Source organism: Pseudomonas sp. JS425, from assembly GCF_018223845.1.
In the GTDB taxonomy this organism is placed as follows: domain Bacteria; phylum Pseudomonadota; class Gammaproteobacteria; order Pseudomonadales; family Pseudomonadaceae; genus Aquipseudomonas; species Aquipseudomonas asiatica.
This window is the reverse complement of the sequence record NZ_CP073661.1, coordinates 2,315,947-2,330,590: the sequence shown is the minus strand read 5'-3', so window position 1 is coordinate 2,330,590 and position 14,644 is coordinate 2,315,947. Positions and strand designations below refer to the sequence as shown.

The following is a 14,644-nucleotide window of genomic DNA, read 5'->3' as shown; positions in this document are numbered from 1 at the left end:
CCGGGGTCTCAACCCTCCTGCACCTCTTCGCGCCGATACGCCCACTGATACAACGCCGGCAACACCAGCAAAGTCAGTGCGGTGGACGACAGAATCCCGCCAATCACCACGGTCGCCAGCGGCCTTTGCACCTCGGCCCCGGTCCCGGTAGCCAAGGCCATCGGGATGAACCCCAGCGACGCCACCAGTGCCGTCATCAGCACCGGCCGCAAGCGCGTCAGCGCGCCCTCCTCGACCGCTGCCCGCAGCGTGCGCCCCTCCTCCCGCAAGCTACGGATAAAGGCGATCATCACCAGCCCGTTGAGCACCGCCACCCCTGACAAGGCAATGAACCCCACGCCAGCGGATATGGACAACGGAATGTCCCGCAACCACAGCGCCAGCACCCCACCGGTAAGGGCGAACGGGATGCCGGTGAACACCAGCAGGCCATCCCTGAGGTTGTTGAACATCATCAGCAACAGCGCCATGACCAACAGCAAGGCCACCGGCACCACCACCTGCAGGCGCTCGGCCGCCGACTGCAGCTGCTCGAACTGGCCGCCCCAGCGGGTCCAGTAACCCGGCGGTATCTGCACCTGCTGGATCAGCGTCTGTTCTGCCTCCTCGACGAACGAGCCCAGGTCACGCCCGCGCACGTTGGCACTGACCACCACCACCCGCTTGCCGTCCTCGCGGCTGACCTGGTTCGGTCCCAGCTGCAGGTTCAGCGTGGCCACCTGCGACAGCGGAATGAAGCCGATTTGCCCGGCACCCGCAGCAGCACTGGCCGGCACCGGAATCAGCAGGCTGGCCAGCCCGTCGACATCGGTGCGCAGGGTTTCCGACAGGCGCACCACCATGTCGAAACGGCGGTCACCTTCGTACAGCGTGCCGGCCGTGCGACCACCCACGGCAATGGCAATGGCGTCCTGCACATCACCCACGTTAAGGCCATGTCGGGCCGCCTTGTCGCGGTCGATATCGATGGTCAGCACCGGCAGGCCGGTAGTCTGCTCGACCTTTACCTCGGACGCGCCCGGCACGCCTTGCAGGCTGCTGGCGATCTGCGCTGCGGTGCGGTTGAGCACGTCCATGTCATCACCGAACAGCTTCACCGCTACATCGCTGCGCACACCGGAAATCAGCTCGTTGAAGCGCAGCTGGATCGGCTGCGACAGCTCGTGGTTGCTGCCCGGCACGCTGGCGGCGGCGCGTTGTACCTCGGCGATCAGCTCATCACGCGGCTTGCCCGGGTCGGCCCATTGCTCACGCGGGCGCAGCATCACATAGGCGTCGGAAATGTTCGGCGGCATCGGGTCGGAGGCGATCTCGGCGGTGCCGGTGCGGGCGAACACCCGTTCCACTTCCGGCACCTGGGCGATGATCGCCTGTTCCAGGCGCTGCTGCATGTCGACCGACTGCGACAGGCTGGTGCCCGGGACGCGCAGGGCCTGCAGGGCAAAGTCGCCTTCGCTGAGGCTGGGGATGAACTCGCTACCCATGCGGCTGGCCATCACCCCGGACAACAACACCAAGGTAGCGGCGGCAGCAAATGCCAGCTTGCGCCGGCCCAGCACCCAGGCCAGCACCGGGGCATAGCGCTGACGCGCCGTGCGCATTACCAGGCCTTCCTCTTCCTTGACCTTGCCGGTGACGAACAGGGCAATGGCCGCCGGCACGAAGGTAACCGAGAGGATCATGGCACCAAGCAGGGCGATGACCACGGTAAAGGCCATAGGGTGGAACATCTTGCCCTCCACCCCGGTCAGGGCAAAGATCGGCAGGTACACCACCATGATGATCAGCTGGCCGTAGATCAGCGGCCGGCGCGCCTCACGGGCGGCAGCGAACACTTCATGGAAGCGCTCGGTGCGGGTCAGCATGCGGCCATGGCGTTGCTGGGCGTGGGCCAGGCGGCGGATGGCGTTTTCCACGATCACCACCGCGCCGTCGACGATGATGCCGAAGTCCAGTGCGCCCAGGCTCATCAGGTTGGCGCTGACCTTGTTGCTGAACATGCCGGTGAAGGTAAACAGCATCGACAACGGAATGACCATGGCGGTGATCAATGCAGCGCGGATGTTGCCCAGGAACAGGAACAACACGGCGATGACCAGGATGGCGCCTTCGACCAGGTTCTTCTTCACCGTGGCGATGGCCTTTTCCACCAGGTTGGTGCGGTCGTACACCGTCACCGCGACCACGCCCTTGGGCAGGTTGCGGTTGATCTCGACCAGCTTGGCGGCGACCGCCTGGGCCACCGTGCGGCTGTTCTCGCCAATCAGCATGAACACCGTGCCCAGCACCACTTCCCGGCCGTTTTCGGTGGCCGCGCCCGAGCGCAGCTCTTCGCCCAGGCCAACCTGAGCAACATGGCTGACGCGGATTGGCGTGCCATCGACACTGGAGATGACGATGTTGGCGATGTCTTCGGCCGAGGCCACCTGGCCTGGCGCGCGAATCAGCAACTGCTCGCCATTGCGCTCGATGTAGCCGGCGCCGACGTTGGCGTTGTTGCGCTCCAGCGCCGCGATCAGGTCGTTGAAGGTGAGTTTGTAGGCCGCCAGGCGCTTGGGCTCCGGTGCAATCAGGTATTGCCTGGCATGGCCGCCGATGCTGTTGACCTCGGCGACCCCGGGCACGTTGCGCAGCTGCGGCTTGATGATCCAGTCCTGGATTACCCGCAAGTCGGACGGGGTGTAGGGCGTGCCGTCTTCCTTCAGCGCGCCCTGCTCGGCTTCCACCGTCCACAGGAAGATTTCACCCAGCCCGGTGGAAATCGGCCCCATGCCCGCTTCGATGCCGCCGGGCAACTGCTCACGCGCCACTTGCAGGCGCTCGTTGACCAGTTGGCGGGCGAAGAACAGGTCGGTGCCGTCGTCGAAAATGACCGTGACCTGCGACAGGCCCGAGCGCGACAGCGAGCGGGTTTGCTTGAGCCCGGGCAGGCCGGCCATGGCGGTCTCGATGGCGAAGGTGATGCGCTGCTCGGTCTCCAGCGGCGAATAGCCGGGCGCGGCGGTATTGATCTGCACCTGGACGTTGGTGATGTCCGGTACAGCGTCGATCGGCAGTTTCTGGTAGCTGTGGATACCCACCGCGGCCATCAGGACCACGGCCAGCATCACCACCAGGCGCTGCTCGATGGCGAATTGGATCAGGCGTTCGAACATGCAGGCGTTCCCGTGATCAATGGCTGTGCTCGGCCGAGCCCTTGCCCAGCTCGGACTTGAGGACAAAGCTGCCGGCAGCGGCCACCTGCGTACCGGCGGCAAGGCCGGTGGTGATTTCCACCTGGCCGGCATCGCGGCGGCCGGTCGTTACCGGGCGGGCCTCGAAACCTTCCTCGGTACGGGCAAACACCACGGTCTGCTCCTCCCAGGTTTGCAGTGCGCTTTGCGGTACTACCACGGCGGCGTTGAAGCGTTCGACGCTGACCGCGACATTGACGAACAGCCCTGGGCGCCAGGCGCCGTTGGGGTTGGCCAGCGTGGCGCGGACAGTGGCAGCACGGTTCTGCTCGCCGAGCAGGCTGCCGACGTAGTTGATCTTGCCCTCGACCCGGGCGCCCAGGTCCGGCGCGCTGACCGTGACGTTGCGGCCGGTTGTCACCTTGTCCAGGTCGCGCGGGGCGACGGCGAAGGTGGCCCAGACCCGGCTCAGGTCAGACAGGGTGAAGGCATTGCTGGTCTCATCGACCACCTCGCCCACGGTCAGATGCTTTTCCACCACCACGGCATCGAACGGCGCGCGCAGTTCATAGCGGTTTCCGGCGCCGGCCGGGCCCACGGCGGCGACCTTCTGCCGGGCGTTGGCCAAGGCAATCTCCGCGTCCTGCAACGCCTGGCGGGCCTGCAGGTAATCCTGCTCGGCGCTGATGCGTTCCTGCCACAGTTGCTGTTCGCGCTGGAAGGTCAGGCGCGCCAGTTCCAGGCGGCGCTGGGCAGCCTGCTGTTCGCTGCGCAGGTCGGAAATCTGCTGGCTGGCAATTACCGCCAGCACCTGACCACGCTTGACCGCCTGGCCCAGTTCGGCTTGCACTGACTCGACCACACCGGGCACGCGTGGCACGACGTGGGCAGTGCGGTCCTCGTCGAAGCGGATTTCACCCGGGAAGCTGATGGCGGTGCCCAGTTCACGAGGGCCGGCATCGGCCAGTTGCACACCGGCAGCTTCGATCTGGGCGATGGACAGGTGCAGCTTGCCCGCCTCTTCTTCGTGATCTTCACCGGCCTGCTCCTCGCCGTGGCCATGGGTGTCTTCGCCGTGGTCGTCGTGCCGGGCTTCAGTGCTCGATGCGTTGCCGAGGTTGCCGGTCCAGGCCAGGCCACCCAGGCCAAGCGCGGCAATGGCGGCAGCCAGAAGGGCTATCTTGCGTGGATTAGTCATTGTTGCTCCTGCTGTTCAATTTGTTGCTCAGCCCATCGAGGTCGCCATAGATCCGCTCGACCTGTGCCCGCGCGTCGGTCGCCGAGGCCAGCGCCTCGAGGTACAGCCCGCGTGCCTCGATCAGCGTGCGCTGGGCGTCGAGTACATCGAGAAAAGCGAACTTGCCCATTTCGAAACCGCGTGTGGCGGTGTCCACGGCCTGCTGGGCAGAAGGCAGGATGGTGCGGTCATAGGCCTGCACTTCCTGCATGGCCGTGGTCCACTGGCTGACGGCACTGCGGGTTTCACTGCGCAGGCGCAGCTCCACGGCGTTGCGCAGGTCACGCGCCTGGTCGGCACGACGGGCTGCGGCCAGCACGTTGCCCTGGTTGCGGTCGAACAGCGGCAAGGGCATCGACAGGCCCACCACATTGACCCGCTCGCGGTCTTCGCGGCTGTACTGGCTGCCAAGGCTGACGGTGAGGTTGGGAATACGCAGGGCCTTTTCCGATCCCAGGGACGCTTCGCCGCGCTCGACCTGGGCGGCGGCCAGGCGCCATTCGGCCGTTTGCTCGACCTGGTCGAGCAGGGCATCGGCGCTAGGCGCATCACCCGGGGACAGGTTGGCTGCCTGCAACTGTTCGAACCTTGCCAGCGGGCTGCCGGTCAACCGTGCCAGGGCCTGGTAGGCCACACTGCGCTGGGTTTGCGCACGGCGCACTTCAGCCTGGGCCTGGGCCAACTGCACCTGGGCCCGGGTGGCCTCAACGGGCGATGACTGGCCAGCGGTCACCCGCCCCTGCACCACTCGCAGCCCACGCTCGGTCAACGCCTGCGATTGCTGCGCCAAATCCAGCGCGGTCTGTGCGCGCAGGGCCGCGTGGAAGGCCTGTATCACATCGGCGCGCAGGCCGTTGCGCTGGCGTTCCAGGCCCAGCTGGGCAATGGCCTGGCCAGCACCGGCCACGGCGACACGTGCGCCGCGCTTGCCGCCCAGCTCCAGCGGTTGGCTAAGGGTGACCGTGGTGGTGCTGGTGTCATGGCGAGTGTCCTCGACCTCCCAGGACAGCTCCGGGTTGGGGATGAGCCCGGCCTGGCGCCGTTCGCCATCGGCAATGCCGATTTCCCGTCCGGCTGCGGCCAGCTCCGGGTTCTGGGCAAAGGCTGCGTCTAGCGCCTGGGGCAGGCTCAGGCTCTGGCTGGCCTGGGCAGTGCCGGCGCCAGCCAGCAACAGGCAGAGCAAGGCGGTCTTGCGGGGGATGGGCACGAAACAGGTCCTCGTCGGCGAGATTTGCCGAGGGACTGTAGAAAGCCGCGCTTATCGGGGCGGTGGCGGGAGAATTACAATTTTGTAATCCAGTCTGAGTTGCTGAGGGTTCGATAATCGCCCACTTTCCGGGTACAGCGGTTTAGTCCAATTGACTAAACTAACCAGGCGGTACAAAACTAGGAAGCATCCAACAACAACAAAGCGATGCCCGTCATGAAGCCCCTTATTCTCGTACTCAACGGCCCCAACCTGAACATGCTGGGCACCCGCGAGCCTGCCCAGTACGGCCACGAAACCCTCGCCGACCTGGCCCAGGGTTGTGCCGACACCGCCCATTCCCTCGGCCTGGAAATCGAATTCCGCCAAACCAACCACGAAGGCGAACTGATCGACTGGATCCATGCCGCCCGTGGCCGCTGCGCCGGCATCGTGATCAACCCCGGCGCCTGGACCCACACCTCGGTGGCCATCCGCGATGCCCTGGTGGCCGGCGAAGTGCCGGTTATCGAAGTGCACCTGTCCAACGTGCACAAGCGCGAACCGTTCCGTCACCTGTCGTTCATATCGTCCATCGCCGTCGGGGTCATCTGCGGCCTGGGCAGCCATGGCTATCGCATGGCCATCAGCCACTTTGCCGAAATGTTGCAGGAGCGCAGCGCATGAGCCAGCAAGCCATCCTCGCCGGCCTGATCGGCCGCGGCATCCAGCTGTCGCGCACCCCTGCCCTGCACGAACACGAAGGTGATGCCCAGGCGCTGCGCTACCTGTACCGGCTGATCGATGCCGACCAGCTGCAACTGGATGACAGCGCCCTGCCCGGCCTGCTCGATGCCGCCCAGCACACCGGTTTCACCGGGCTCAACATCACCTACCCGTTCAAGCAGGCGATCCTGCCGCTGCTCGACGAACTGTCGGACGAAGCCCGCGGCATCGGTGCGGTGAACACCGTGGTGCTCAAGGACGGCAAGCGGGTGGGTCATAACACCGATTGCCTGGGCTTTGCCGAAGGCTTGCGCCGTGGCCTGCCGGATGTGGCACGGCGCCAGGTGGTGCAGATGGGTGCCGGTGGCGCAGGTTCGGCCGTGGCCCATGCCCTGCTGGGTGAAGGGGTCGAGCGGCTGGTACTGTTCGAAGTGGACGTGGCCCGTGCACAGGCCCTGGTGGACAACCTGAATGCCCATTTCGGTGCCGGGCGCGCCGTTGTCGGCACCGACCTGGCCACGGCCCTGGCCGAGGCGGACGGGCTGGTCAACACCACGCCGGTGGGCATGGCCAAGCTGCCGGGCACACCGCTGCCGGTGGAGCTGCTGCATGCTCGCCTGTGGGTGGCGGAGATCATCTACTTCCCGCTGGAGACCGAACTGCTGCGCGCCGCCCGGGCACTGGGCTGCCGCACCCTGGATGGCAGCAACATGGCCGTGTTCCAGGCGGTGAAGGCGTTCGAGCTGTTCAGCGGGCGCCAAGCGGATGCGGCGCGGATGCAGGCGCACTTTGCCAGTTTCACCTGACAGACAGGTGTCGGCTTCTTCGCGGGCTTGCCCGCTCCCACAGGTGCTGCGCAAATTTCACTGATTACGCACATCCCTGTGGGAGCGGGCAAGCCCGCGAAGAGGCCGGCACAGACAACTCACCCTTTTTCATCCAGCAACGCCTGTATCACCTGCTCCTGCCCACCATAATCCCCCTCGCCAAAGTGCACATGGCGCACCTGCCCCTTGCGGTCGACAAAGTAATGCGCCGGCCAGAACTGGTTGCCCCAGGCATTCCACACCTTGTAGTCGTTATCCACCGCCACCGGATAAGCGATCCCCAGGCTGGCCACCTTGTCACGCAAGGTGCCTACATCGTGCTCGTAGTCGTACTCCGGGGTGTGCACACCGACCACCACCAGGCCCTGGTCGGCATAGCGCCGCGCCCATTCGTTCACATGCGGCAGGCTTCGCCGGCAGTTGATGCAGTCCCAGGTCCAGAAGTCCACCAGCACCACCTTGCCCTTGAGCCCGGGGCCATCCAGCGGCGCCGAGTTAAGCCACTGGCTGGCGCCGGACAGCGACGGCATGGCACCGTAGCTGTCGCGGGCCATCAGGTGCCCGCCCAGCCCCAGGCCCGCCAGCGCCAGGGCAATGCCGCCAACCTTCAACAACAAGCGGCGATCAATTCTCATGGCAACCGCCGGTGGCATAGGTGCGGTACTGCACGCTCTGTTGCTGGCCCTTGGAGTCGAGGTAGTCCATGCGGGTGTTCACCAGGCCGCAGGCGTCGCTCTGGTCATCCTGTATCGACAGCACTTTCTTCACATCCAGGTGGTCACCGTAGCGGTACTGCATGACCCCGCTGTTGTCCATCGGCATGGTGGAGGCCTGGGCGGCAATGGCGCCGAAGCTGAGCACGGCGAACAGGCTGGCACGGGCGAAGGTATTGAAGTTCATGGCATCTCTCCTGTGTAACGCTTGAGGGTGGGGAGTTGTGCTCCCAGGTCGAGAGCCATTTCACGCCGGCCAGGTATCCCGTATGTGTCGCCCGAAGCTGTGATGTGCTTCCTCCTGTGTCTGTACACCTGCCAGATACACTGCAATACAAACCCCCGCAGGCAAGCGCGAACGCGCTCGGTACACTGCGCCCATCCCCTCTTGCACAGGAACGCAGCGCATGGAACACGTCGATCACATCCTGATCGTCGACGACGACCGCGAAATCCGTGAACTGGTCGGCAACTACCTGAAGAAGAACGGCCTGCGCACCAGCATCGTCGCCGACGGCCGGCAGATGCGCGCCTTTCTCGAAGCCAACAGCGTCGACCTGATCGTCCTGGACATCATGATGCCCGGCGACGACGGCCTGCTGTTGTGCCGCGAGCTGCGCGCCGGCAAGCACCGCAATACCCCGGTGCTGATGCTGACCGCCCGCAACGACGAAACCGACCGCATCATCGGCCTGGAAATGGGCGCCGACGACTACCTGACCAAGCCGTTCTCGGCCCGCGAACTGTTGGCCCGCATCAACGCCGTGCTGCGCCGCACGCGCATGCTGCCGCCCAACCTGACCATCAGCGAAAGCAGCCGCCTGCTCGGCTTCGGCCAGTGGCGGCTGGACACCACCGCGCGCCACCTGCTCGACAGCGAAGGCACCCTGGTAGCCCTGAGCGGTGCCGAATACCGCCTGCTGCGGGTGTTTCTCGACCACCCGCAGCGGGTGCTCAGCCGTGAGCAGTTGCTCAACCTGACCCAGGGCCGCGAAGCCGACATCTTCGACCGCTCCATCGACCTGCTGGTCAGCCGCCTGCGCCAGCGCCTGGGTGACGACGCCCGCGAACCCAGCTGCATCAAGACCGTGCGCAGCGAGGGCTACGTGTTCTCGCTGCCGGTGCAACTGCTCGAGTCGCCATCATGAAGTGGCCACGTACCCTGGCCTCGCGCTTGGCACTGATCTTCTTCACCGGCCTGGTGCTGGCCTACGGCCTGTCGTTCGGCCTGCAAGCGTACGAGCGCTACATCAGCAGCCGCTCGATGATGCTCAGCACCCTGGAGCAGGACGTGGCCACCTCGGTGGCCATCCTCGACCGCCTGCCCGCGGCCGAGCGCGCCGCCTGGCTGCCGCGTCTGGAGCGGCGTACCTACCGCTACCGGCTGGACCAGGGCCTGGCGGGCGAAGCCATGCCGACCAGCGACCCGCCCATGGCCGCCGACTCGATCGTCAAGGCCATTGGTGCCGACTATCGGCTTTCCTTCCAGGAAATCCCCGGCCCGAATGCGCACTTCCAGGCACACCTGACCCTGGCCGATGGCGCACCGCTGACCATCGACGTTACCCCATCGCCGGTCCCGGTGGCACGTTGGCTACCCGTGGTGTTGCTGATCCAGTTGGCCGTGCTGTTGCTATGCACCTGGCTGGCGGTACGACTGGCGATCGGCCCGCTGACCCGCCTGGCCCGTGCGGTGGACAACCTCGACCCGGACAAGCCTGGCGTGCAGCTGGATGAAAGCGGCCCGCGCGAGGTGCGCTACGCCGCCGTGGCCTTCAACGCCCTGCAGGCGCGCATCGCAGCCTACCTCAAGGAACGTATGCAGTTGCTGGCGGCCATTTCCCACGACCTGCAAACACCGATCACGCGCATGAAGCTGCGTGTCGAAGTGATGGACGAAGGGGTGGAAAAGGACAAGCTGTGGAGCGACCTGGGTGAAATGGAACACCTGGTGCGCGAAGGCGTGGCTTATGCCCGCAGCATGGACACCAGCACCGAGGCCCCGTGCCGGGTCAACCTCGATGCCTTTCTCGACAGCCTGGTGTTCGACTACCAGGACAGTGGCGCCCAGGTCGAGCGCCATGGCAGCAGCGGCAGCCTGCTGGAAACCCGCCCGCATGCCCTGCGCCGGGTGCTGGTGAACCTGGTGGACAATGCCCTCAAGTTTGCCGGTGCTGCCGAACTGGAGGTGTGCCGCGAGGGCGACAGCACCGTGATCCGCGTGCTCGACAACGGGCCAGGCATACCCGGCGGCGAACTGGATGAAGTGCTCAAGCCGTTCTATCGCGTGGAAGGTTCACGCAACCGCAGCACCGGCGGCACCGGGCTGGGATTGGCGATTGCCCACCAGCTGATCCAGGCCATGGGCGGCCGACTGACCCTGAGCAACCGCGCAGGCGGTGGGCTGTGCGCGCAGATCGAGCTCAAATGACAGTTTGTGGGAGCGGCCTTGCGTCGCGATAGGGCTGCGCAGCAGCCCCAGGTTTTCAGCTTCGTCGCATGAATTGCCGGGGCCGCTTTGCGGCCCTTTCGCGACGCAAGGCCGCTCCCACAAAAAGCAGGTGGCGCTTGAGGTATCAGTACACTCCGATACACAACCCCACCACCGCCGACACACTGCAGATACCCCACCCCGACACACTCCCGGTCACACAACCACACCCGGGAGCCTCCCTGATGAAACCCCTCACCCTTCCCTCCGGCTGGAAGCTGTTCGCCACGCTCGCCGGCCTGACCCTGGCAATGACCGCCGTGGTCCTGGCCAGCCAACCTGATCCGGACGGCCTGCGCAGCGCGATCCGTGCCACTGCGCGCAGCTCCTTCGCGCTATTCCTGCTGGCCTTTCTGGCCTCGTCGCTGGTGACCTTGCTGCCTGGCACCAGCAGCCGCCGCATCCTCCAGGAACGGCGCTATCTGGGGTTGGCATTCGCCTTTTCCCACACCGTGCACGGCGTACTGATCTACCGCTATGCCCAGCAATTCCCCGAGCTGTTCTGGGCCGGCCGCACGTTCACTTCCAGCCTGCCCGGCACCCTCGGCTACCTGTTCCTGCTGCTGCTCACCATCACCTCGTTCAAGGCCCCGATGCGCCTATTGGGTGGCCGTGCCTGGCAGGCCCTGCACAGTACCGGCATGTGGGTACTGGCCGCGGTGTTCTGCCTGTCGTTCTACAAACGCATCCCCATGGGCGGCTGGTACCCGCTGGCGTTCGCCCTGATGTTCAGCGCCATCGCCGTCAAGCTCACCGCCAAGCTGGCCCGTCAGCAACGCCGTAACGCCCGTGCCCTTTCCTGAAGAGAGAAACCAGCATGACCACCTTGACCCGCACCCTGACCACCTTCGACCGCTTCGGTACCTGGAGCGCCGACCTGCCGTTGCGGCTGTTTCTGGCCTGGGAGTTTTTCGAATCCGGCTGGGAGAAATTCAATGGCAGCAACTGGTTCGCCGACCTGCAGGCGAACTTCCCGTTCCCCTTCAACCTGCTGCCTGCAGAGCTGAACTGGCAGCTGTCGATGTGGGCGGAGCTGATCCTGCCGTTACTGCTGTTGTTGGGGCTAGGTACCCGGCTGGCCTCGTTGGGGCTGATGGTGGTGACCGTGGTGGCGATTGCCGCGGTGCATTGGCCGGCGCACTGGTCGAGCCTGGCCGAACTGGCCCAAGGGTATGCGATTACCGACCAAGGCTTTGGCAACTTCAAGTTGCCGCTGATCTACCTGGTGGCGTTGCTGCCACTGCTGCTGAACGGGGCTGGGCGGTTGAGCCTGGATCACTGGCTCAGAGGGCGGTTCTGCAGGTGATATTGCCGGGGCTGCCTTGCAGCCCATCGCGACACAAGGCCGCTCCCACAGGGGATCGCGTACCTCTGTAGGAGCGGCCTTGTGTCGCGATAGGGGCGCACGGCGCCCCCCGTACCCGCACTCAACATGTACCGATGATGACTCCCTGCTCGCGCAGCCCCTCCAGCAAGGCCAACCCCTCTCCCACAGCACCGCCCAACGCCTGCAACCGCGCCCGCCCACTGCCCTGCTCCAGCGCCAGCAACCGGTACGCCAGCGGCGCCAGGCGCGCGAAGCGCACCTTCAGCCCTGCATCGCGATAAACCAGTAACAAGGTCGGCGCCTCTGGCGCCACCGCTGGCTGGTAATCCGCCCCGATCCGCTCCACCGGCCAGCGATAGGCCAACACCCGCGCCACACACGACAACAGTGGCTCCCCTTCCAGCAGGTCGCCTGCCGGGTCATGGGCCGGGTCCTGCGCATCGCTCAGATACAACTGCGCCTCGACCCACTCATAGTGCGCCAGCTCCAGCTGCCAGGGCGCATCCAGCTCGACACCCTGCAGGTAGTCGACGAACGCCTCGGCAATCTCGGTGAACAACGGTGTCTGGCTGCGATAGTTGGCATAGAAGTCTCGCACTCGGGCATGCCAGCGCGGTTCGCCCAACGCCTGGCGCATCACCGGAAAACTGCCGGCCAGCAAACCTTCGATAGCACCATAGAAAAGCTCGCGGTAAACCTTCAGGCGCCGGGCCTCCACGCCCGGCGGCGGTGCATGGCGCTGCGGGTCACGCAGGTGTCGGGCCAAGGTGTACTGCTGCTCACGCAAGGTCTCATTCATCTGCATGCCCTCCAGAAGCACGCTGCACAGTACGGATGCGCGCCGTTTCGGCGAGCAGTTCGACCAGCGGCGGGTAGTTGAAATCACGCTCGAGTACCGTCGGTTGCACACCGAAACGCTTACAGGCGACCGCGTACAGCGCCCACACATCCTCCTTCACCGCAGCCCCATGGGTGTCTACCTTGAGGTCCGGCGCTTCATCGTAATGGCCAGCCACGTGCATGCCGGTCACCCGCGCCTGGGGCAAGCCCGCAAGGAACTCGCGGGCGTCGTAGCCGTGATTGCAGGCATTGACGAAGACGTTGTTGACGTCCAGCAGCAGGTCGCAGTCGGCCTCATCGAGTACCGCGCGGATGAACTCGAGTTCACTCATCGCCTGGTACGGTGCGGCGTAGTAGCTGATGTTTTCCACGGCAATGCGCCGCTCCAGGTATTCCTGGGCCTGGCGAATCCGCGCGGCCACATGGCGCACCGCTTCGTCGGTGAATGGAATGGGCATCAGGTCGTACAGGTGCCCGTCATCACTGCAGTAGCTCAGGTGCTCGCTGTACAGGCGCACCTGGTGGCGATCGAGAAACTGGCGGGTGTGGCCAAGGAAATGGCGGTCCAGCGGCTCGCTGCCACCCAGCGACAACGACAGCCCGTGGCAGGTAATGGCAAAACGCTCGGCCAACTGCGCCAGGCCCTTGCCGTAGGCACCGCCCACGGCAACCCAGTTTTCCGGTGCGCATTCCAGGAAGTCCACGGCGCCAGCCTCCATGGCCAGCAGTTCCGGCAGCAGGCCGCGACGCAGGCCTAGCCCTGCCTCTAAAGGTACAGGGGACAAAGATGTGGGGTGCATGAAAAGGTCTCCGCAACAGGCACAACGCCCCGCCTGACCAGCAGGAGGGGCGTTGCGCGGTTCATGGGGCAGAAGGTCAGGACTTGCCGGTCAGGTGGCTGAACAAGCCTTCGGGCATGGCCTTGCCATTAGCCTGGTAGATCGCCTTGAGGTGATCCGCCGCCTCCTGTTCGGAGATGAAGCCATCATGGTTGCTGTCGATCTTGTCGAAGTCGCCGGCACGGTCCTTGGCCACCGCCAGGAACTCGTCGCGCGAGACCTTGCCGTCGTGGTTGCTGTCGGTCTTGGCGAACGAGGCATCACCACACTTGCCCTCGCCACACTTGCCTTCGGCACCGGCCTTGGCGCTGGCGCCGCACTTGCCCTCACCGCATTTGCCTTCTCCCTGGGTGGCCTTGGCGCTGCCACCACATTTGCCTTCACCACACTTGCCCTCGCCGGCCACCTTGGCCGAAGCCAGCTGGTAACCCTGGGCCAACGGCTCGACGGCAAAGGCGCTGCTGCTCAATGCCATGCTGCCGATCAGGGCAGCGCCGAGCAGGCCGAGGGTGTTTCGTACTTGAGTCATGGTGTCGCTCCACTGTGGTTGGAATGTGGAGCCATTAGGCCGTTGCGGTATGTCGTGGATGTATCGCGCGGGGGGCGGTTTTGTATGGGAATGGGTCTGCAGCGTGGGCAGATACAGTGGGATACACGACGGCCCCAAGGTGCCTCGGGGCCGTCGTGCAGGGTCAGTCCTCCAGCGGCTTGGGCGGCGCGGCAGGTTTGGCGGGCTTGGCGGGCTTGGCGGGCTTGCTGTCCTTGGCCTTGGGTTCCGGTGCCGCCGCTGCCACAGGCTCCGGCGCCGACACGGCTTTTTCGCTGGCGGGCAGATCATCGACCGCCTTGAGGATCACTTGCGGGTCGATAGCCCCTCCCTCTTCGTCGTCCTTGAGCATGTGCCGCTCACCGTCCTTGCCCACCAGGATCACCTTGGTGCCTTTGCTGGCACCCAGCTTCAACTCGCGGATCAGGGCCATGGTGGTCTGCTGCTCGAGGTTCTTGTCCTCACGCTTGCCCATCATGTTGGCAACGCTGTACACCACCAGGTTGCGCTCTTTGAAGGCGGCCTGGGTGGCCGGGTCCTTGAGGGCCTCGTTCAACCCACGCAAGGTCGGGTCGGCGCTGCTGGGCGCAATGACGACCAAGGGCCTGGCCTTGCCCAGTTCCTTGGCCAGCGGCGCGTCACTGTCGGCAGCAAACACAGGGCCGACGAGCGCGAGCAAGGTGGCGAGGGTCAGTGACCGGACGAGCATGCGTATCTCCTTATTCTCTCGATAAACCA

General features: G+C 65.3%; 15 protein-coding genes. 6 read left to right on the top strand and 9 right to left on the bottom strand.

Features of this window, described 5'->3' with window-relative positions:
* Positions 1-8: 8 nt before the first annotated feature.
* From KDB76_RS10690 to KDB76_RS10680, 3 genes are read right to left on the bottom strand one after another with little or no spacing between them, the layout of a single operon-like run.
* Positions 9-3,155, bottom strand: coding sequence for a CusA/CzcA family heavy metal efflux RND transporter (locus KDB76_RS10690; protein WP_024086665.1), 3,147 nt, complete (start codon positions 3,153-3,155; stop codon positions 9-11).
* Between the two features lie 16 nt (positions 3,156-3,171).
* Positions 3,172-4,371 carry an efflux RND transporter periplasmic adaptor subunit gene (locus KDB76_RS10685; protein WP_024086664.1) on the bottom strand — a complete coding sequence of 400 codons (1,200 nt, stop codon included), beginning with the start codon at positions 4,369-4,371 and terminating at the stop codon, positions 3,172-3,174.
* A complete protein-coding gene (locus KDB76_RS10680) occupies positions 4,364-5,617 on the bottom strand; it encodes a TolC family protein (protein WP_024086663.1) in 1,254 nt (417 codons plus the stop codon). The genes KDB76_RS10685 and KDB76_RS10680 overlap by 8 nt, the downstream gene beginning before the upstream one ends.
* 216 nt (positions 5,618-5,833) lie before the next feature.
* Here KDB76_RS10680 and aroQ point away from each other — a divergent pair, with 216 nt between their 5' ends.
* Together aroQ and KDB76_RS10670 are read left to right on the top strand one after the other, a co-directional pair.
* Positions 5,834-6,283: a type II 3-dehydroquinate dehydratase gene (gene aroQ / locus KDB76_RS10675; protein WP_013971975.1), complete on the top strand. Its 450-nt coding sequence runs from the start codon at positions 5,834-5,836 to the stop codon at positions 6,281-6,283.
* Entirely contained in the window at positions 6,280-7,128 is an 849-nt protein-coding gene (locus KDB76_RS10670) for a shikimate dehydrogenase (protein WP_015269766.1), read from the top strand. Before aroQ ends, KDB76_RS10670 begins: the two co-directional genes overlap by 4 nt.
* Before the next feature lie 119 nt (positions 7,129-7,247).
* Here the strand turns inward: KDB76_RS10670 and KDB76_RS10665 are convergent, their stop codons facing one another.
* Positions 7,248-7,763, bottom strand: coding sequence for a thioredoxin family protein (locus KDB76_RS10665; protein ID WP_038410389.1), 516 nt, complete (start codon positions 7,761-7,763; stop codon positions 7,248-7,250).
* Positions 7,764-7,773: 10 nt separating this feature from the next.
* The gene (locus tag KDB76_RS10660; protein WP_024086662.1) at positions 7,774-8,049 is read right to left on the bottom strand and encodes a DUF2790 domain-containing protein; all 276 of its coding nucleotides are present in this window, start codon (positions 8,047-8,049) and stop codon (positions 7,774-7,776) included.
* 220 nt (positions 8,050-8,269) lie between these two features.
* Here KDB76_RS10660 and KDB76_RS10655 point away from each other — a divergent pair, with 220 nt between their 5' ends.
* The 4 genes from KDB76_RS10655 (at position 8,270) to KDB76_RS10640 (ending at position 11,659) form a co-directional block, all read left to right on the top strand.
* Entirely contained in the window at positions 8,270-9,010 is a 741-nt protein-coding gene (locus KDB76_RS10655) for a response regulator (protein WP_003250463.1), read from the top strand.
* Positions 9,007-10,293 carry a HAMP domain-containing sensor histidine kinase gene (locus KDB76_RS10650; RefSeq protein ID WP_024086661.1) on the top strand — a complete coding sequence of 429 codons (1,287 nt, stop codon included), beginning with the start codon at positions 9,007-9,009 and terminating at the stop codon, positions 10,291-10,293. Before KDB76_RS10655 ends, KDB76_RS10650 begins: the two co-directional genes overlap by 4 nt.
* A 245-nt stretch (positions 10,294-10,538) precedes the next feature.
* Positions 10,539-11,156 carry a ferric reductase-like transmembrane domain-containing protein gene (locus tag KDB76_RS10645; RefSeq protein WP_013971970.1) on the top strand — a complete coding sequence of 206 codons (618 nt, stop codon included), beginning with the start codon at positions 10,539-10,541 and terminating at the stop codon, positions 11,154-11,156.
* Positions 11,157-11,170: 14 nt separating this feature from the next.
* Positions 11,171-11,659, top strand: coding sequence for a DoxX family protein (locus KDB76_RS10640; protein WP_013971969.1), 489 nt, complete (start codon positions 11,171-11,173; stop codon positions 11,657-11,659).
* A gap of 121 nt (positions 11,660-11,780) precedes the next feature.
* Here the strand turns inward: KDB76_RS10640 and KDB76_RS10635 are convergent, their stop codons facing one another.
* The 4 genes from KDB76_RS10635 to KDB76_RS10620 all read right to left on the bottom strand — a co-directional run bounded on the left by KDB76_RS10635 (position 11,781) and on the right by KDB76_RS10620 (position 14,615).
* Entirely contained in the window at positions 11,781-12,479 is a 699-nt protein-coding gene (locus KDB76_RS10635) for a putative DNA-binding domain-containing protein (protein WP_013971968.1), read from the bottom strand.
* Positions 12,472-13,320, bottom strand: a complete 849-nt coding sequence (locus KDB76_RS10630; RefSeq protein ID WP_023663502.1) for a DUF692 domain-containing protein — start codon at positions 13,318-13,320, stop codon at positions 12,472-12,474. Before KDB76_RS10630 ends, KDB76_RS10635 begins: the two co-directional genes overlap by 8 nt.
* Before the next feature lie 76 nt (positions 13,321-13,396).
* Entirely contained in the window at positions 13,397-13,888 is a 492-nt protein-coding gene (locus KDB76_RS10625) for a hypothetical protein (RefSeq protein ID WP_013971966.1), read from the bottom strand.
* A 163-nt stretch (positions 13,889-14,051) separates the two neighbouring features.
* Positions 14,052-14,615: a DUF4174 domain-containing protein gene (locus tag KDB76_RS10620; RefSeq protein ID WP_024086659.1), complete on the bottom strand. Its 564-nt coding sequence runs from the start codon at positions 14,613-14,615 to the stop codon at positions 14,052-14,054.
* Between the last annotated feature and the right edge of the window lie 29 nt (positions 14,616-14,644).